This window comes from Dellaglioa sp. CoH-57-MRSF-21, from assembly GCF_056781915.1.
This window is the reverse complement of record NZ_JBXAXU010000001.1, coordinates 163,953-184,248: the sequence shown is the minus strand read 5'-3', so window position 1 is coordinate 184,248 and position 20,296 is coordinate 163,953. Positions and strand designations below refer to the sequence as shown.

At 35.6% G+C, this 20,296-nt stretch carries 17 protein-coding genes; 2 read left to right on the top strand and 15 right to left on the bottom strand.

Annotated elements, in window-relative coordinates; translation table 11 throughout:
• Nucleotides 1-155: 155 nt before the first annotated feature.
• The 6 genes from AC1RPQ_RS00875 to glpK form a co-directional block, all read right to left on the bottom strand.
• Nucleotides 156-1,256, bottom strand: a complete 1,101-nt coding sequence (locus AC1RPQ_RS00875; RefSeq protein ID WP_481761001.1) for a lactate oxidase — start codon at nucleotides 1,254-1,256, stop codon at nucleotides 156-158.
• Nucleotides 1,257-1,556: 300 nt separating this feature from the next.
• Nucleotides 1,557-2,495 (bottom strand): dihydroorotate oxidase, encoded by a 939-nt coding sequence (locus AC1RPQ_RS00870; RefSeq protein WP_481761002.1) that lies wholly within the window; start codon nucleotides 2,493-2,495, stop codon nucleotides 1,557-1,559.
• Between the two features lie 103 nt (nucleotides 2,496-2,598).
• Nucleotides 2,599-3,126, bottom strand: coding sequence for a GNAT family N-acetyltransferase (locus AC1RPQ_RS00865; protein WP_409021765.1), 528 nt, complete (start codon nucleotides 3,124-3,126; stop codon nucleotides 2,599-2,601).
• Nucleotides 3,127-3,311: 185 nt separating this feature from the next.
• Nucleotides 3,312-4,031: an MIP/aquaporin family protein gene (locus AC1RPQ_RS00860; RefSeq protein WP_409022824.1), complete on the bottom strand. Its 720-nt coding sequence runs from the start codon at nucleotides 4,029-4,031 to the stop codon at nucleotides 3,312-3,314.
• Nucleotides 4,032-4,055: 24 nt separating this feature from the next.
• Entirely contained in the window at nucleotides 4,056-5,876 is a 1,821-nt protein-coding gene (gene glpO / locus AC1RPQ_RS00855; protein WP_481761003.1) for a type 1 glycerol-3-phosphate oxidase, read from the bottom strand.
• Between the two features lie 13 nt (nucleotides 5,877-5,889).
• Nucleotides 5,890-7,407 (bottom strand): glycerol kinase GlpK, encoded by a 1,518-nt coding sequence (gene glpK, locus AC1RPQ_RS00850; protein ID WP_481761004.1) that lies wholly within the window; start codon nucleotides 7,405-7,407, stop codon nucleotides 5,890-5,892.
• 213 nt (nucleotides 7,408-7,620) lie between these two features.
• Here glpK and AC1RPQ_RS00845 point away from each other — a divergent pair, with 213 nt between their 5' ends.
• The gene (locus tag AC1RPQ_RS00845) at nucleotides 7,621-8,574 is read left to right on the top strand and encodes an NADP-dependent oxidoreductase (RefSeq protein ID WP_481761005.1); all 954 of its coding nucleotides are present in this window, start codon (nucleotides 7,621-7,623) and stop codon (nucleotides 8,572-8,574) included.
• Between the two features lie 20 nt (nucleotides 8,575-8,594).
• Complete coding sequence (locus AC1RPQ_RS00840) at nucleotides 8,595-9,539, top strand: Dyp-type peroxidase (RefSeq protein WP_481761006.1); 945 nt, start codon at nucleotides 8,595-8,597, stop codon at nucleotides 9,537-9,539.
• A 190-nt stretch (nucleotides 9,540-9,729) separates the two neighbouring features.
• Here AC1RPQ_RS00840 and araA read toward each other — a convergent pair whose 3' ends face one another.
• The 9 genes from araA to AC1RPQ_RS00795 all read right to left on the bottom strand — a co-directional run bounded on the left by araA (nucleotide 9,730) and on the right by AC1RPQ_RS00795 (nucleotide 20,292).
• Entirely contained in the window at nucleotides 9,730-11,157 is a 1,428-nt protein-coding gene (araA, locus tag AC1RPQ_RS00835) for an L-arabinose isomerase (protein ID WP_481761007.1), read from the bottom strand.
• Between the two features lie 43 nt (nucleotides 11,158-11,200).
• Nucleotides 11,201-11,902, bottom strand: a complete 702-nt coding sequence (locus AC1RPQ_RS00830) for an L-ribulose-5-phosphate 4-epimerase (RefSeq protein WP_409021771.1) — start codon at nucleotides 11,900-11,902, stop codon at nucleotides 11,201-11,203.
• Between the two features lie 5 nt (nucleotides 11,903-11,907).
• Nucleotides 11,908-13,524 carry a xylulokinase gene (locus tag AC1RPQ_RS00825; protein ID WP_481761008.1) on the bottom strand — a complete coding sequence of 539 codons (1,617 nt, stop codon included), beginning with the start codon at nucleotides 13,522-13,524 and terminating at the stop codon, nucleotides 11,908-11,910.
• A 29-nt stretch (nucleotides 13,525-13,553) separates the two neighbouring features.
• Entirely contained in the window at nucleotides 13,554-14,921 is a 1,368-nt protein-coding gene (locus AC1RPQ_RS00820; RefSeq protein ID WP_481761009.1) for a sugar porter family MFS transporter, read from the bottom strand.
• A gap of 198 nt (nucleotides 14,922-15,119) precedes the next feature.
• On the bottom strand, nucleotides 15,120-16,238 hold the full coding sequence (locus tag AC1RPQ_RS00815; protein ID WP_481761010.1) for a GntR family transcriptional regulator: 1,119 nt from the start codon (nucleotides 16,236-16,238) through the stop codon (nucleotides 15,120-15,122).
• Between the two features lie 91 nt (nucleotides 16,239-16,329).
• Nucleotides 16,330-17,250 carry an aldo/keto reductase gene (locus tag AC1RPQ_RS00810; protein ID WP_481761011.1) on the bottom strand — a complete coding sequence of 307 codons (921 nt, stop codon included), beginning with the start codon at nucleotides 17,248-17,250 and terminating at the stop codon, nucleotides 16,330-16,332.
• 74 nt (nucleotides 17,251-17,324) lie between these two features.
• Nucleotides 17,325-18,560, bottom strand: coding sequence for a cytosine deaminase (gene codA, locus AC1RPQ_RS00805; RefSeq protein WP_481761012.1), 1,236 nt, complete (start codon nucleotides 18,558-18,560; stop codon nucleotides 17,325-17,327).
• 130 nt (nucleotides 18,561-18,690) lie between these two features.
• Nucleotides 18,691-18,837: a hypothetical protein gene (locus AC1RPQ_RS00800; protein WP_409021777.1), complete on the bottom strand. Its 147-nt coding sequence runs from the start codon at nucleotides 18,835-18,837 to the stop codon at nucleotides 18,691-18,693.
• A gap of 105 nt (nucleotides 18,838-18,942) precedes the next feature.
• Nucleotides 18,943-20,292, bottom strand: coding sequence for a NosD domain-containing protein (locus AC1RPQ_RS00795; RefSeq protein WP_481761013.1), 1,350 nt, complete (start codon nucleotides 20,290-20,292; stop codon nucleotides 18,943-18,945).
• Nucleotides 20,293-20,296 lie beyond the last annotated feature (4 nt).

The window sequence follows — 20,296 nt, the reverse complement described above, 5'->3', positions numbered from 1 at the left end:
AATTAAATAAAAAATCAATACAAAATACGCACTTTTGTAGATTTATTAACATTTAAAGTTCGTGTTTTGACTATTTTCAAAAATAAAAAAACTGTTAAAAAGGTTTTAACAACCAATCTAACAGTTTTTAAGTGCTAACTAACTTTTATATTTTTTTAATTTCCGTAAGGATTATCGATTAATTTAGTACGTTTAACTTCATCAATATTATGCGTTCCAGTTAATTGCATTGTTAATTCTAATTCATGTTGGAAGTAATTAAAGACATTTTGAACACCTTTATGACCACCAAGTGCCAAGCCATAAACAACTGGGCGACCGATTGCAACTAAGTCTGCACCACTTGCTAAGGCTTTATAAACATGAGCTCCACGTCTTACACCACTATCAAAGACAACAGGCACACGCTTATCAACAGTTTCTGCTACTTCTTGAAGTGCATCAAATGCAGCGATTCCGCCATCAATTTGACGACCACCATGATTTGAAACCCAGACGCCACCAGCACCTGAATTAATTGCAACACTTGCATCTTCTCCACCTTGGATTCCTTTAACAAAGACAGGTAAACCTGAATATTCTGCTAAGAATTCAACATCTTTTGGACTTAAGCGTTGCTTTGCTGAACCATAAACAGCATCCATTGTTTGACCAACACCACTTTGATAAGCTTGAACAATTGGCATTGCTAGTGGGAAAGTGAATCCATTACGTTTATCTGTTTCACGATTACCACCAACAGTTGCATCAGCAGTTAAAACAATTGCTTTAACCCCATTAGCTTTTGCTTCATCCATAATATTACGATTAATACCATCGTCTTTACTCATATAGAATTGGAACCATTGTGGTTGACCATTAGCTTGACTTGATATTTCTTTAAATGATTTCGTTGCAAATGAACTTGCTGTGTAGATTGAACCATAATCTGAAACACCCTTAGCGCTATCAATTTCACCTTTAACATGAGCTAATGCATGTGCAGCAACTGGTGCCATAATAATAGGCGATGTGATTTCATCTCCGAAAATAGTTGTTTTTGTATCGGGATGATCAATTTCTTGTAACACTCTAGGTCTAATTAGTTTATGATTAAATGCCTTTATATTTTCTTCTAAAGTATACAAATCTCCAGCTCCACTAGAGATATAACCAAATCCACCCTTTGGAATAATCTTTTCTGCATCTTTTTCTAAATCAAAAGCATTAATAACGGTAATATCTTTTTCTAAATCGCTTGTAATGTAATCTGTCATATTAAACTCCCCTTTTATGTTGCACCCAACTTATCTTGTCTAAATAATAGCACTGAATAAAGCATTGTGCAAGCGTTTGCACACATAACTACTAATATTTTTTTATCTATAAATATTAACTACTACTAACACTATTCTATTAATTAAAAATGAGATAATTCACCATTTAATTAGGTAAATTATCTCATTCCATTTAAAGCTAAATATCGTTACGTCTATAGTCCATTAGTCCATGACTAATTTCAGCTGTTTGCCCATATACCTTCGTATAAAGTTGGTATAATTTTCCCTATCTCATCCCTATAAATAATTCAATTTTCCTCTAAAATCTTCAATACTTTGGTACCCTTTTTCTGCCATAATTTCTTCTAGCTCAGTTGTTAGTCGTTCAAAAACAGCGGGTCCTTCAACCATCAACGCTGTTCCAACTTGCACCATACTTGCTCCACATAGAATATGTTCAAAAACATCTTTACCAGTTTGAATGCCACCAGTTCCGATTACTTGAATATTCTTATTTAATCGTTGATAGAACGCATGTACATTAGCTAAAGCAGTCGGCTTAACATATTCGCCGCCAATACCACCAAAACCTTGCTTGGGTTTAATAACGACCGTTTCTGTATCATCATTAATATATAGTCCATTCCCAATACTATTGATACTATTGACATAAGACAATGGATATTTATTTAAAATAGCAGCCATTTGATCAAAATGAATAATATCAAAGTACGGTGGTAATTTAACTCCTAACGGTTTGTGATAACTATTAAAAACAGCTTTTAATATCGCATCAACTGTTTCAAAGTCATAACCCGTTTGGGGCTTTCCTGGTACATTAGGACAAGATAAATTTAATTCAACAATTCCTGCAAAATCTGAATCTGTTACTTTTTGAAGTAACTCGAGATCTTCCGCTAGATTAAAACCCGTAATTGATAAAAAGTATGTTTTACCAGGATGGTTTATCTGATTTTGAGAGACAAAATCTAAATAGTAATCAACGCCATTATTTGGTAAGCCCATTGAATTAATACTACCGAATTCTGTTTCAAAATAACGAGGTTCTGGATTACCCTTACGTGGTTGAAGCGTGCCACTCTTCGTTACAAAAGTTGCCGCCTTAGAACTTTCGACGGCAAGTAATTCGTCGCTATCCATACAATAAACACCCGATGCATTCATCATACAATTATCAAAATTTGAACCCGCTAAAGTCGTTGCTGTTGAAATCAAAAAAATCCCTCCTTCATATTGATACTAGTATACCTTATCAAAATTCAAATTGTTACTTTTTTCACAAAAAAAGACAGCGATATCATTCGCTGTCTTAAACGTTTTATTTTAAAATAATTTGGTAAGCATATCGTGCTGAGTTAACGCCATCTTCCATATGAATGATACCTTTATAATCAAATCCATTTGAGGTAATGACATGTTGCATCCCTTTATTTTCAGGATGTGTATCAACGCGAACATCTTTGTAACCCAATGATCTCGCAATTGTTAATAAGCCTGAAATCATTTTTTCTGATAAACGTTGACCTCTAAATTTTGAAGAAACAGCAACTCGATGAATAGCCGAATAACGTGCTTGTGGGCCATTAATCCATTCGCCATCTTCAATGTTAAGATACATAGGATCTATTCCTAGCCAAAGTGCAGCAGTTCCTGCGATTTCATCTCCAACCATTAAGACATAAGTCAATTGATCTTTAATATCTTGTTCTAAATGGTTCGCCGCCGGGTAAGCACCTTGCCATTGGTCAATTCCCTGTTCTTTAAGGTAAGCTTTTGCTTCCTCAATAATTCCTGTAATTGCTGGTAAGTCTTCTGGCGTTGCCAGTCTTAAGTAAGATACAGTCACTGTTACACATCCTTTATTATGCTTAATCTATTCGTATAAATACGATTGAAAAATTATTATATCGCATAATTTATCAATATACAATAAAAATACCCTTTAAAATTTACTATAAAAAACCTCTATTATTGAATTAAAATTCAATAATAGAGGTTTAACTTAATAATAAATTATTTCAGACATTTAACCTATGCTACAGCTAAGAATAACCCTGCGGCAATCACTGCGCCAGCAAATGGTCCGAAAATTGGTACCCAACTATATGACCAATCTGATCCACCTTTGTTCGCAATTGGTAAAATAGCATGTGCAATACGAGGACCTAAATCACGGGCCGGATTAATTGCATAACCAGTTGTCCCACCAAGTGAAAGACCAATACCAACAATTAAGATACCAACAACGACTGGTGTTAAACCATCTGTAAAGTTACCTTTTGTGAATGCTAGCAAACTAAAGATTAAGACAAATGTCCCAATTAATTCACTTAAAAAGTTATATAGATTACTTTTTATTGCAGGAGCAGTTGCGAATGATCCAAATATTGCATCAGAATCTTTCGTCTCTTTCCAATGTGGCATGTATTGAACCCATACCAGAAAAGCACCAACGATACCACCAGCAACCTGGACAACCATATATGGTAATACAGAAGACCAAGCAATCTTACCAACAATTGCCATTGCCAAAGTTACAGCTGGATTCAAATGTCCTGGTCCCATAAAGGCTGACGCATAGACACCCAAGGTTACGGCAATTCCCCAACCTAATGTGATTGCAATCCAACCAGCACCTTCAGCTTTTGACTTACGTAACGAAACACCAGCAACAACCCCATTACCTAATAATACTAAAATCATTGTGCCTAAAAATTCACCCAAAAGTTGCGTCATAAGACTTGTTGTCATCACACTCACCCCTATTTTTGATGGTTATTTTAAGTAATTCATATCTGATTCTGCAATTGTTGCATCTAAATCTGCAGTTTGTTTTGCTTTTTCTTCTTTAGTCCAGCTATAGTAACTTGCCATTTCGTTAATTACGCCAACTTTAACAGCATCTAATGTATCGCGATGGAAAAGAATATGGTTAGTACGACGCATTAAGTAATCAGTTGGTGTTAACGTCATTTCTTCTTCCATTGAATAGTGAAGACTAGCTGTTTCACCTAAAGAAAGTCCTTCTGCTGCTTTAACGTGAGTCATTTGACTAAATACACGTGCTGCATTTGAACCAAATAAGTTAGCAAATACTGTAGCTTCTTCTTCAGTCAACCCATTGTCCATTCCTTGTTTTGCGAAGAAACTAATTGTTGCTTCAACGTTGTTAGGATCAATATCACCACCTGAAACAGGTAAGTTTTTAGAATCAATCGCATTGAATTCTTGACTATAATTATCTTTCAATAATTTTGTAATTGCAGCCATGGCACCGGCAGCCATCTTACGGTAATCTGTAATTTTACCACCAGCTAATGTTAATAAGCCATCTTTTGAAATAGTCAATGAACTTCCACGTGAAACTTGTGATGCACTTGTCTTATCTTCAGAAAGTGTACTTTCCAAATCATTCAAGACATCTTCAACATCTGTTTTAGTTACTTCATCTTTTTCAAAACGTTCAATAACGTTAATAACATCATTGAAACTCTTCTCACTAATTTTACCTGAGTTTCCACCATTGTAATCTGAACTTCCGTTTGATGAAATCAATGGACGTAATCCAGCCCAACTTGATTCAATATCACTAATTTTGACATTAGCTGTTGGGAAACGTTCGTTAATAATATCAAGTAAGTAATCAGCATCTTCTTGTTCAACACGAGGATGTTCAAAATCACCATGGAAATCAGTATCTGTTGTTCCAAAATATGTTTTATCTTCTCTTGGCACAACGAAGATCATACGACCATCTTGTTTTCCAGAATCAAAGTATGTTGGTTGTGGTACATTTAATTTTTTAGAATCAACAACTAAATGAACACCTTTTGTTGGGCGCATTTGTGGTACAAAATCTTCATCAGTATCCATTTTACGGATAAAATCAGACCATGGACCCGTTGTATTAATAACATATTTAGCATGAATATCAAATTCTTCGCCACTAATTAAATCTAATACATGAACACCAGTAATTTTACCGTCAGCATGCAATAAGTCTAAAGCCTTGATACGACTAACCATCAAGCCGCCATCTTCATGTGCTTTTTTGATATTTTCAATAACTAAACGTGAATCATTATTCTTAAAATCAAGGTAGACACCGCCACCCATTAATTTATCAGATTTTAATTGTGGTTCGCGTTGTAAAACTTCTGCTTTAGAAATTGTGTAGTTAACCCATTGAGGATCAACAACACCTGCCAATTGATCATATAAATTCATTGCAACTTTTACTGAGAACATATCAAAAGTTGCGCCGGGTTCATCATAAATAGGCAATAACATTGATTGTGGACGTGGAATATGTGGTGCAATATGTTGAACCACTGCACGTTCTTGAACAGTATCAGAAACAACTCCGACGTCGAATGTCTTCAAGTAACGAATACCACCATGAACTAATTTTGTTGAACGCGATGATGTTCCTTCAGCGAAATCTTGCATTTCAATTAATCCGTTATTTAAACCCATAGCACTTGCTTGAATAGCAACGCCGGCACCGGTGATACCACCACCAATTGTTAATAAATCCAATTCTTCATTCTTTAATCGTTCGATATCTTGTTTTCTTGATGTTGCTGAAAATGACATAGTTGTATCCCCCTTATTTATTGTTTTTCTTCATTGGTTTATGTTTAAATACTCGAGTTGCTTCAACCGCTTGTTGCCAACCTGCGTATAGATCTTCGCTTTCTTCCACAGGCATTGTTGGTTTAAAAATATCCCCTTCAGTATACTCAGCTTTGAGTTCTTCTAGGTCTTTCCAATAACCAACGGCTAATCCAGCTAAGAAGGCTGCTCCTAAAGCAGTTGTCTCAAGGTCATGAGCACGTTCGATAGGTGTATTTAAAATATCTGCTTGGAAATTCATCAGATAATCATTCTTAGCTGCACCACCATCAACTTTTAGTAACGGAATTTTAATTCCCGTATCTAGTTCCATTGTTTTCACAACATCTCTAGTTTGGTAAGCCAATGATTGTAACGTTGCTTTAATGAAATCTTCACGTGTTGTTCCACGAGTAATTCCAAAGACTGAACCTCGTGCATCAGGATCCCAATAAGGTGCTCCCAATCCTGTAAAGGCAGGTACAACATAAACTTCATTATCATTCGTCGATTCTTTAGCTGCTTGTTCTGTGTCTGGTGCATGTTCCACCAAGCGCATCCCGTCTCTTAACCATTGAATTGCTGAACCAGCAACGAAGATACTACCTTCCAAAGCGTAATAAACTTTACCATTAATCCCATAACCAATTGTCGTTAATAAATTATTTTTAGATAATTTAGGTTCTGTCCCTGTATTCATGACAATAAATGAACCTGTTCCATAAGTATTCTTAACCATTCCTGGTTCAAATGCCATTTGACCAAACAAAGCAGCTTGTTGATCTCCAGCCATTCCTGAAATTGGCACTTCACTACCATAAAAATGATAATCTTTCGTATGTCCGTAAACTTCAGAATTTGATTTAACTTCTGGTAACATAACTGCTGGAATATTCATAATTTTTAGAATTTCTTCATCCCACTTCAAATCATGAATGTTAAATAACATTGTCCGACTAGCATTAGAATAATCAGTTACATGTGTTTCGTCACCTGATAATTTCCATGTTAACCAAGTATCAATAGTTCCAAAAAGTAATTCGCCTTTTTCGGCTCTTTCTTGGGCGCCATCAACATGATCTAAAATCCAACGAATTTTAGTTGCTGAGAAGTAGGCATCTATCAGTAATCCTGTCTTTTCATGAATTAATTCATCATAGCCATCTTGTTTTAATTGTTCCGCAATTTCTGCCGTTTGACGTGATTGCCAAACAATTGCGTTGTAGATGGGTAATCCCGTTTTCTTATCCCAGATAACAGTTGTTTCACGTTGGTTGGTAATCCCAACTCCTGCTATTTGCTTAGGTTTAATCCCGGAATCGATAAATGTATTTGCGATTGTCGATAATACTGCGTTCCATATCTCATTTGCATTGTGCTCAACCCAGCCAGGTTGAGGAAAATATTGTGGAAATTCGCGTTGTGCATCAGAAACTTTCTGACCTTTGTGATTAAATATAATTGCTCTTGTACTTGTCGTTCCTTCATCAATAGATAAAATATATTTTTCCAAATAACTCACATTCTTTCTTTTTAATTATTTATGAAAACGCTATCATTTACCAATATGGATATTATACATCTTCAAAAATACGTTGTCAATTAGATTGCGCAAAATACATTGTTACAAAATTTGTTATTCTCCCTCGTTTTGTAAACCTTTTCTTAAAATTATGGTATATTGGGACTAGTACCAATATGATTTTAATCTAGGGAGGTTATACTTATGAAAGCATTTGGCTTTAACCAATATGGTGACGCAACCGTATTTGAGGAATTAAAAGTTAATCCAGAAGTAGCGCTTAAATCAAAACAGGTTAGGGTTTCAATCGAAGCGATTGGCATTAACCCATTTGATGCAATTTTACGTGCCGGTTATATGAAAGACGTTATGCCTTTACCATTTCCAATTGTACCTGGAGGTGACGTAACGGGTATTATTACTGAAATTGGCGATGAAGTTACTCATTTTAATATCGGTGATGCTGTTGTTGTTCATAAGGCTTTCGGTGGCTACGCAGAAGAACTTGTCGTCTTTACATCACATATTGCTAAGCGACCTGATAATATGACGATTGCTGAAGCTGCTGGGCTACCAACACCTGGTATAGCGGCATACAATATTTTGAACTTTTTTGCAAAAGCAAGGGCTGGTGAAACCATCTTTATTGAAGGCGCTTCTGGAAGTGTCGGATCGATTTTAGTGCAACTTGCTAAATTGATGGAATTAACTGTTCTCGCTAGTGGTTCAAGCACCAACGAACCCTATGTTCGTCGACTAGGTGCAGATCATTATAGCGCCTACGATAAAGAAAATCCCGCCGAAACTTTTAAAGATATGGCTGACATTGTTGTTGATGCAACTCCTGGCGGTCTTGGCAGTGAGGTAGGCGTCAAAGCATTGAAGACAAACGGCAGAATGGTATCGTTAGTTAGCGTTCCAACCGACTCTGTTCAAGCATCAAAGCCACTCGCAGATTACTACCTTGTTGAGAATGTTAAAGAGTTAAAAGATAGTGACACGCTAACTTTCTTAACAGATTTAATGATGCAAGATGAATTAGAAATTAAAATAGCAAAAAAATATCACTTTAATTTAACCGATATTATTGAAACCCATAAACAATTAAATTCACCACATAATGCAGGTAAAATGGTTATAATCGTTAAAGGAAATTAAAAGTCTAAGGAGCATTTATTATGTCAGTAAACGAAAAGTTAACACAAGATGTTTATAAAGATTTAGGTGAAGCTGTTAATTTCACCATTCTAAACTTAAATCACAAAGATCAAAAAGTTGAATTAGAAGCAGTTCAAGAGCTATCTGACCGTATTCCGGCCATCATCCGTAGTATGAACGTTCGTTATCCAAAAGCTAACTTAAAAGTTGCCTTTGGTTTTGGCTCTGATGCTTGGGATTATCTTTTCCCTGATGCTATCAAACCTGTTGAACTTACCCATTTTAAAGAAATTGTTGGGCCTAAATACACTGCCATTTCAACTCCTGGCGATTTATTCTTTCATGTTCGCGCTGGTGAAAGTGCTGTTGTCTATGAAGTTATGGCGCAATTTATGCTTTTCATTAAGGATGTCACAACTGTAGAAGATGAAACACACGGCTTCCGTTATTTTGAAGGCCGCGCCGTTATTGGTTTCATTGATGGTACTGAAAACCCAGATGTTAATGAAGCACTCGATTACGCCGTTATTGGGGGCGAAGATCCTGATTTTACAAACGGTTCTTATGCTTTTGCTCAAAAGTATATCCATAATATGGCCGCTTGGAATGCCTTAAAGACTGAAGACCAAGAAAAAGCAATTGGTCGGAAGAAAGATTCTGATTTAGAATTAACTGACGAAGAAAAATTACCAAATTCTCATAACGTTGCTTCACAAGATATGAAAGATGGCATTGAGCATAAAATTGTCCGTATGAACGTTCCCTTCTCAGAACCTGGGAAAGACATTACAGGGACATACTTCATTGGTTACGCACGTCATTTTGCAGTAACTAATCGAATGCTCATTAATATGTTCGAAAGTAAAAGTGATCGATTATTAGATTTCAGTACCGCTGAAACCGGTAATTTATTCTTTATCCCTTCAAAAACAACTTTAGAACAAATTGTGGATGGAAATCTATAACACGAAAGTCTGAGATTATTTTTTCAGATGCAGATAAAATTCTCAATTATTATCATTAGAAATCTAAATCGGTGCTTACGAATCTTTATTTTCGTAAGCACCGATTTTATTTGATATAAATCATATTTGATTACTCTTCTTACACAAAAAAAGGATATCGCTTTAACAGCGATATCCTTTAAAATATTAATTATTTTTTAATTTCAACATATTCAAGATCAAACATCTTAGCAAGATCAACAACTTGTTGTTCCTTCACGTTCATTGAAAGAACAGTATGATGACCACCACCATTTTCAATCCATGAATGAACGCCTTCTTTAAAACTTGGTTCTGGAATCCATAATTGACGAGCTACTGGCAAGTTAGGAGCTTCAACTTCTGGTTTTTGACCTTCAACAGAGTTAATTAATAATTTGTATTCAGTACCAAAGTCAGACATTGAAACAACGACACCTTTACCATTTGAACCATCAAAGATCAAACGAGCTGGATCTTCGCGGTCACCAATACCTAATGGATGTACTTCCACGCGTGGTTTTGTTGAAGCTAATGTAGGATCAACTTCTAACATATGTGAACCAAGAGTTACTTCATGACCCGCACGTAAATCATACGTGTAATCTTCCATAAATCCAGTAGCTTTATTATGTGCAAGAACCTTCATCAAACGGTCGATTGCAGCAGTCTTCCAGTCACCTTCACCAGCGAAACCATAACCTTCAGCGTTTAAACGTTGAACAGCCATACCTGGTAATTGTTTCATGCCCCAAAGATCTTCGAAGTTAGATGTGAATGCATTGTAGCCACCACGTTCCATAAATTTACGTAAAGCAATTTCAATTCTAATTTGTTCTTTAACATGGTCTTCGTAGAAGGCAGGATCGTTGTCGCCAACAACCATATCGTACATACTTTCACATTCTTTATATGTTGCATTAATTTCAGCGTCAGTTACTTCTTTCATTTCAGCAACTAAATCACCAATACCAAAGTAATCTACAGTCCAACCAAATTTGATTTGTGCTTCAACTTTATCACCATCTGTAACGGCAACATTACGCATGTTATCGCCAAAACGAGCAACTTTAATGTTGAAACTTTCACCGTAAGCAACAGCAACATCCATCCAGTCAGCAATTTGTGATTGAACTGCTTCATCTTTCCAGTAACCAACAACAACTTTATTATGTTTTTGAAGACGAGCATTGATAAAGCCGTATTCACGGTCTCCATGAGCACTTTGGTTTGTGTTCATGTAATCCATATCAATTGTTGACCAAGGAATATTTTCACCAAATTGTGTTGCTAAATGTAGCAATGGTTTTTGTAATAATTTTGTTCCACGAATCCAGTTTTTAGCAGGTGAGAAAGTATGCATCCAAGTAATCACACCAGCAACTTTGTCTTCAAAGTTAGCTTCTTTCATGATGTTAGTAATAACTTCAGCAGTTGTTGCAACTTCTTTAAAGACAATTTTGTATGGTAGTGAACCACTAGCATTTAAATTATCAATAATTTTTTCTGCATCACCTTGAACAACGTCTAAAACATCTTGACCGTATAAACCTTGACTACCGACAACGAACCAAAATTCTTTTTCACTAACTTTTAACATAATATAATTCCTCCTAATAGTTTATTATTTTTAAAAACGTGTTTTAGTGTTTAATTTGACCATAATATGCATTTTTACCATGTTTTCTTAGGAAATGCTTATCCAATAAGTATTGTGGCATGTCAATTGCATGTGGATTCAATTGCAATGTATGATAAGTCATCTTTGCAACTTCTTCTAAGACAACAGCATTATGCACAGCATCTAAAGCAGATGTACCCCATGTAAATGGACCATGATCATTAACCAAAACAGCTGGAATTTGATCAGGATCGAGTCCACGTTTTTTGAACGTTTCGACAATCACGTCACCTGTTTGTTTTTCATATTCTGTGACAACTTCAGCTTCATTCATGATACGGCTTGCTGGAACTGAGCCATAAAAGGTATCTGCATGTGTTGTACCGGCTGCTGGAATATCCAAGCCTGCTTGTGCGAATGAAACAGCCCAAGGTGAGTGAGTATGAACGACACCTTTAATATTAGGGAAGTTATTGTATAGAATGCGATGCGTTTCTGTATCGCTTGAGGGATTCATATCACCCTCAATTTTCTTACCGTCTAAATCAACAACAACCATATCTTCAGGTTTTAAATCATCGTAATCAACACCAGATGGTTTGATGACGAATAACCCTTTTTCACGATCGATTCCACTCACGTTACCCCATGTAAAGGTAATTAAGTTGTACTTAGGTAACAGCATGTTAGCATCGTACACTTCTTGTTTTAGCTTTTCTAACATATATACTAGTTCCTCTTTTCTTCCTTAATTTTTTTTATTGCCTCTGACTCAATAGACAAGCCAGCTTCGTATCTAGCTATAAATGTATTGTAACCTTCTACACCTTCAGGTTCTGGGCTTAACGTCATACTTTCTGGGTCTACAAAAACTTCATGATCTAAGAAGTCTTCTAAGCTTTGACCGTTATTATTTTTCTTAGCAAATATTGCTAAGACAGCCATTCCCCAAGGTCCACCCTCACCAGCAGTATTCATAACCGTAATTGGAATATTCAACGTATTAGCTAATACTTGTTGTCCGATTACAGCTGTTTTTAAAATACCACCTTGAGCAATCATTACATCAGTTTGGATATGTTCTTCTTGACTTAAAATATCCATTCCAATCTTAAGTGGTGCAAATGCCGCATATAATTGCGTCTTGATGAAGTTAGGTAATGTAAAGTTACTGTTAGGTGTTCGAACAAATAATGGACGACCTTCAGGCATATGTGTAATATTTTCACCTGATAAGTAACTATAATTCATTAATCCACCTGCATCGGCATCAGCATGAGTTGATTCTAAGAATAATCGTTCATACAACTGATCTGGTGTTAAATGAACACCTAGTTTTGCTGCGAACTCGCCAAAGATTGAAGCCCATGCATTAATATCTGACGAACTATTATTAACATGAACCATTGCAACTGGCGCACCACTTGGTGTTGTTACAATATCAATATCTTTGTACACTTTTTTCATAGGCTGATCTAAAACAGTCATAGAAAAAGCAGAGGTTCCAACTGAGATATTACCTGTTCTCTTACGTACACTGTTGGTCCCAACCATCCCTGTACCTGCGTCACCTTCAGGTGGTGCCATCAAGCTACCACTTTCAAGTTTGCCACTAACATCAAGTAATTTAGCTCCTGTATCTGTTAATGATCCAGCATTTTCACCAGCTCTCAAAACAGTAGGTAGGATGTCTTTAATATCCCAATCATAAGCAGAAACTTTTTCAATACCACTGAATTTATCTAATAAATCAGCTGAGTATGTGCCTGTTTTTTCATCAATTGGGAAAATACCAGAGGCATCCCCAATTCCGATAACTTTTTTACCAGATAACATATAATGAACATAACTAGCTAATGTTTCTAAATGACCAATGTCATTTACATGGGCTTCATTATTTAAAACAGCTTGATAAAGATGTGCAATACTCCAACGTTGTGGAATATTGAAGTTTAACAACTCTGTTAATTCATCAGCTGATTGTTCTGTATTATTATTTCTCCATGTTCTAAAGGGAACTAATAAATCATCAGATTTCGAAAAGACAAGGTAACCATGCATCATAGCACTGATACCAATTGAATCTATTTTTGTTAATGATTCATGGTATTTGCTTTGAACATTTGCAGCCATTTGTCTATAACTAGCTTGAATCCCCGTCCAAACTTGTTCAAGAGAATAAGTCCAAAGACCATCCTCCAATTGGTTTTCCCAATTGAAGCTCCCTGTTGCAATTGTCTTAAAATCGTCCGTAACTAAAACTGCTTTGATACGTGTTGAGCCTAATTCAATTCCAAGTGAAACTTGACCATTTTTTATTGCTTGAGATGTTTTTACTAAATCCATATCAATTACACTCCTAACGTATAGGTTACTTAATTTCTTGTACCTTCTTTTTCAATTTCTTCTAATGAGCGACCACGTGTTTCTGGAACGAAGAAACGAATGAATAGAACACCTAATAAACAAATGATTCCGAAGATTGCGAACACAGCATCTTGTGGCATTGAAGCTGTCATAATAGGGAATAATAGTCCTACTAAGAATGATCCAATCCAGTTAGCTGAAGATGCAATTCCTGAAGCACTTCCACGAACAGCTAATGGGAATAATTCACCAACTAATACCCATGTAAGTGGAGCCCATGTAAATGAGTAGAATGCAACGTAGATACATAAGAAAACAACAATCATCATAGGACTCGTATTTGGTACAACCATGTTAATGATTGTAGGTAAGATAAATGATAGTCCCATTACTAAACCGCCAAGAATTAAAAGTGTTCTACGTTTAAATTTATCTGCAATAACTAAGAATAAGAGTGAACCTAAGACAAGGATAATCCCTTGAATAATTGGCCACATTAGTGCTGAACTTGCTTCATTCCCAGTTGCTTTTTCAACAATTAAAGGAATGTAATAGAAGATTGCGTTAGCCCCTTGGAATTGTTGGAATGCAGCAACACCAACACCGGCCATAACTAAGTAACGATATTTACCTGTGAATAATTGAACCATTGATGTTTTTTCAATATGATTTTCTTCACCCGCAGTAGTTTGAATATCAGCTAATTCTTGTTCAACTTCATTAGCTGGACGAATCCAAGTTAATACTTGGCGAGCTTCATCAACTTTATTTGTTTTAACTAAGAAACGAGGTGATTCTGGTAAACGTGAAACCCCAAAGTATAAAACAACAGCTGGTACTGCTGCTAAGCCAAGCATAACGCGCCATGCCCATGCTTCAGGTAAATCTTTTAATAGAAAATCCATAATATATGAAAGTAACATTCCGGAAACAATCATTGTTTGATTAATTCCTGATAGTCGTCCTCGTAATTTAGCCGGAGACATTTCTGACATGTATGCTGGTACTAATGCTGATGAAGCACCAACTGCTAGTCCAAGGAAAATACGAACAATAATTAAATACATTTGGCCATTATTTGGTGAGAATGATGCGAGTAATGAACCAATAACGAAAATAATAGCTGACATCAAAATCATTTTACGTCGACCTAGCTTATCTGAAAGCTTACCGGCTAACGCGCCACCAAAGATGGCACCGAACATAACTCCTGAAGTAATCCAACCAACGGTTCCGGCACTATTTTGAAGAGCCCAATCTTTTTGCAAGAATGGTAAAGCCCCCGTCATAACCCCGATATCGTATCCGAACAAAATTCCTCCGAATGACCCAAAAAAGTAAATAAACTTACTAGATATTTTCTTTTCTTTTTGCATATGACACCTCCAAATTTTATTGTCCGATTGGTACGACCAACCGAAAAACCTACAGCAACCGTTTTCTGAAAACGTTTGCATTTATCAACAAGGTCATTTTCTCACATTCATTCGAACAAATCAATAGTTATTTTTATTTGTTCGAATGAATTTCAAAAAAATAAGTATTACTCAAATTTGAGTAATACTTATCATGCTTTAATTCCTATTTTTAACGCTTTCTCGAATGATTAGCTTTGCATCATATACGACAGATTTCGCCGACATTGTTTTAGAATTAATCATTTTTAATAACATCGTCGCAGCTTCTCGGCCCATTTTTTCCTTTGGATGTCTAATTGTTGTTAATTTAGGTGACATATATTTTGATAATTGATAATCATCAAAACCAACAATTGAGATATCTTCAGGAATTTTCATTCCCATCGACTTAACAATATCTATTAATTTAATGGCAAGCTGGTCATTGTAACAAACAATCGCGGTTGGATGATCCGATCTATGCAGAATCTTTTCAATTTTTTTATAGATATTTTGCATTGAATCAGCAGATTGGTACATCAATATCTCACTTTGGTATGAAATAGCTGAATGTTCCATATAAGCTTGCACGAATCCATTCATTCTTAACTGACCTTGTTTATCATCCACTTTAAAAATACCAAGTATTTTTCCATGTCCTTCATTTATCAAATGCTCTGTAGCAACCTCACTACCATTAAAATCATTTAACTCTAAGTATGGAATTTCCAAGTTTTCATAATGTGCATTAATAAAAAGGACTGGTATTTTTTGCGCCACTATCTTTTCGTATAAATCCTTATTTTTATTTATTAATGCGCTTTGTGTTGGTTCTACGATTAGTCCAGATAAATTCATTTCAAGCATTCTTAAAAGGCTATATCGTTCTTTTTCAGCATTATCAAGCGTATTACTTAGCATGATTGTATATCCCTCTTCAGAAATAATACGATCTATTCCAGTGATAATATTTGGAAAAATATAATCAGCAATATGTGTCGTCATGACACCAATTATTTTATTATTTTGTGTCACTTTTTTTACAGTATGCCAATCATTAACGAAGATACCGCCACCTTGTATTCGGTAGACATACCCTGCATTCTCTAAATCACCAATTGCTTTACGAACCGCATAACGACTAGATTCGTAAATCGACATTAACTGTGATTCAGTCATTAATTTATCGTTTACTTCATATTCACCCGCGACAATTTTCGCTTTAATTTCACGATAAACATGCTCATATTTGTTTTCCAAATCAAATCCACCACCTATTAATTCTAATTTTACCATACCCAGTATGTTAACTACGAAATTTTCATACGCTTAATATAAAAAGTAACCAACTAAAATAGTAATTAGTTAGTTACTTTAATTTTTTCATTTATGGTAATTTATTTCCTGCTGCACGATAAATTTCGTACCATTCTTCATGTGTTAGCTCAAGTTCTGAAGCATTCGCAATTTCAACAATTCTTTTTGCGTTCATTGTTCCAGCAATCACCTGCATTTTAGCTGGGTGACGTAGAATAAATGCTGTTGCGATTCCAGTATTAGTTGTTTCTTTTTCTTTAGCTAAACGGTTTAAAACTTCATTTAATTCAGCAAATTTTGGATTATCTAAGAATGTACCTTCAAAGAATCCGTATTGGAATGGTGACCATGCTTGAATCGTCATTTTTTTAAGACGCGAATATTCTAAAATACCGCCATCACGATTAATTCCAGCATCATTAACCATATTCACATTTGTTCCCAAATCAATCATTCCAGTGTGCATGACACCGAATTGGAGTTGGTTAACTAATAGTTTCATATCCAAAGCTTGTTGTAATAAATCAACTTGCCCAGGATAGAAATTACTAACACCAAAATGACGTACTTTTCCAGATTTTTGTAGTTTTTCAAATACACGAGCAATAGCTTCAGGTTCCATTAACGTATCAGGTCTGTGTAACAATAAGCTATCAATATATTCCGTATTTAATCGTTTTAAAATACCGTCAACACTTTTTTCAATGTGTTCAGCAGTAAAATTATACTCTACACCTGGAACGATACCACATTTTGATTGAAGAATAATGTCTTCACGTGATAACCCAGTTTCAGTAAATCCTGCCGCAAACACTTCTTCAGCTTTTCCTGCACCATAAATATCTGCGTGATCAAAGAAATTAATGCCATGATCAACTGATGTTTGAATCATTTCTGCAGCTTGCCCAGTCGACAATTCTGGCATGCGCATGCATCCCAAACCGACAGATGATACTTGAAGTTCGCTATCGCCTAAATTAATCATTTTCATTTTATTACCCCTTTTCAAGTCATGCCTTGATTCTAGCATTCAAATCAAGAAGGCGCTACCAAAACGATTACTTACTAGATATATAACTGGGTTTCTGCTGGCTTGGTTTCACTAATCACATCACCATTATGGACTGATAACATAACGGCAGCACGTGTATTCAACGCATCATAAAAATTATCACTATCCATAATGACGAAATTAGCTGGTTTTCCAACTTCAATTCCATAATGATCCATAACATGCATAGATTTAGCGCCATTAGTCGTCACAAATCGGTAAGCATTCATAATTTGACTATAACCCATAATCTGAGTCGCATGTAATCCCATGTGCAAGGCGTCTAACATGTTGCCATCTCCCATTGGATACCATGGATCTTTGATGTCATCTTCACCAAATGCAACGTTCAACCCATTCTCATCCAATTCTTTGACGCGTGTTAACCCACGACGCTTTGGATATGTGTCAAAACGTCCACCTAAGAACATATTTACAAGTGGATTAGCAATAAAGTTCATTTCTGACATCTTCAATAAACGCATTAATTTGTACAAATAAGCATCATCATATGAACCCATCGCTGTTGTATGTGATGCTGTAACCTTATCTTTCATCCCTGTTTCTAAAGCTAATGTCGCAACGGTTTCCAAGCTACGAGAACTAGGATCATCGATTTCATCCGTATGTGCATCAAATAATAAATTATATTTCTGAGCCAATTCAAAAGCGAAATGGAGTGATTCAACTGCATATTCTCTATTAAATTCAAAATGGGGAATTGCACCAATTGCATCCACTCCTAATTCAGCAGCTTTTGTCATTAATTCCTTCCCATTTGGAAATGATAAAATACCTTCTTGTGGGAAAGCAACTAATTGTAATTCCATCCAAGGTTTAACTTCTTCGCGGACCTCAATTAAAGCTTTCAAAGCCACTAAATCAGGATCAGTCACATCAACATGTGAACGAACAAACTGAACACCATGGGCTGCCTGCATTTTTAATGCTGTAACAGCACGTTCTTTAACATCTTCATGGGTTAACGTCTTTTTACGTTCAGACCAAATCCGAATGCCATCAAATAAAGTCCCAGATTCGTTCCATTCCGGATCACCTGCTGTGAGCGTTGAATCCAAATGAACATGTGGATCAACAAATGGCGGTAACATCAATTTATCGGTTGCATCAATGACTTTTTCATCAGCATTTTGTTGTAAATTTACCCCAATCTCAGTAAACATGCCATTTTCTACTCGAATATCTTGTAATTCTTCTTTATTTTCAATATGTACTTGTTTAATTAACATCGATTATCACTCCTCATTAAATTATCTATCATTCAAATTGTACATGACTTACACCCAATTTAATATTTTTAGTTAACTAAAAAAAGATTAATTCCAAGAATACTTAGAATTAATCTTTGAACTTTTATAATTAGTTTTTTTCTGCACCTAACTTAGTTGATTCATCTTCAATAAATTTAAAACCTGATTGTTTTTTTTCAGCTTGTGGATGTTTAGCACGTTCGTCCATTGCTTTTTGAGCCATTGCTTTGCGTTGTTCTTTACTCAACTTTGCCATTGCTATCGCCTCTTTTGATTTGGACAGTTATATTAAGTTCTAACTTCAACTTTCATTATAGTCCTATTTTATCAAAGTGGCACAAATTAAATCATTTATTTAAAATTACTGTTTTTTTGGGACGGTTGGTGTTGCTCTAAAAGCATTCACATTTTTATCCAAAATAACTTGTTCATTGCTTCCAGAATCTAAAATTGTATTTTGCGTTGACTTCTTTTCAACCAAAACAGTTGTTACTGTGACTTTTTTTAATTCTTCGGTTGCTAGTAACGCATCTACTTGTGCAGAAAATGCTGAATCGCCACTACCTGATTGAATTTCTGTAGCCACAACATTATTATTTGCAATATAATTACCATGTCCGGCAGCAAGTCGGATAATGACCGGTGTTGCACCAACTGGTTTAAGCGTGTTTTGATCAACCGTTTCTGAAAAATGATTTCCAATGACGGAATTATCATTACCGCTAATTGATAACAGCCCATATAAATCGTCTAATCCATTATCTCGATGTTGCATAGGCGCCCACGGTTCTTGATCATGCAGCATATGGTTTGAAGAAACCAATATCTCTGAGCAATTATCATCTAAAATAACCATTCCGGGATAAAATGCATGAATGCGATTATTTGTAACAGACGATTTCGTCACGCCAGATAATGAAATGCTACTTGCACCTCTTGGGAAAATATTATTAGTCGTAATTAGCAGTCCTCCGAAGTTTTCCGCAAAAATGGTATAGCCATTAAATCCAGCGCCCATTAAATTTTCAGTTACTTTCGAAGCTTGTCCCCATCCACGTAGTTCAATACAATTACCACATTCAGCAATAAAATTATCGTGGATTGTTAATGCATCTGCGTTATAAATGGTTACACCATGTTCTAAGTAAACAAAACCCATTTCTGTAATACGGAATGAATCTTGTGCACTTGCAACATAAATTCCAGTCTTACCATTCACATACGTATTTTCTGGATTTTTTTCGCCTGTGCCATCATCAATAAAGTGTAACCCATCAATATTAAAGTTCGAAAATTCGACTGAACTAATACGCGGATTTCCTTCTCTTGCAACATAGAAAGCTGCACCTTCAGATTCTTCATCCGTTGTTTTAGGATCGAGGTCAACAAGAACACGACTACCACCAGGCCATAATTCATGTAAATTTGACCATTCGTTTTGTGGTACGTTAAACCGAATGCTTGATGACGTAAATCCATGCCCAGATCCTTGAATTTTAAGAAAACTAATATCTATTAAGACTTGTGTACGCAAGTGATAATCAGCTGGTGGTAGATAAATAACTGCCCCTGGTTTTCCACCATCATTGCTATTACTATCAGTTTGATGACTTTTAATATCAGTAATAATACTATTAATAACTTCCCCAATATCTTCGTACGGGTTACCAATAGGCCATTTTGTTACATCATAATAATTTTTGTTTGTCATTATT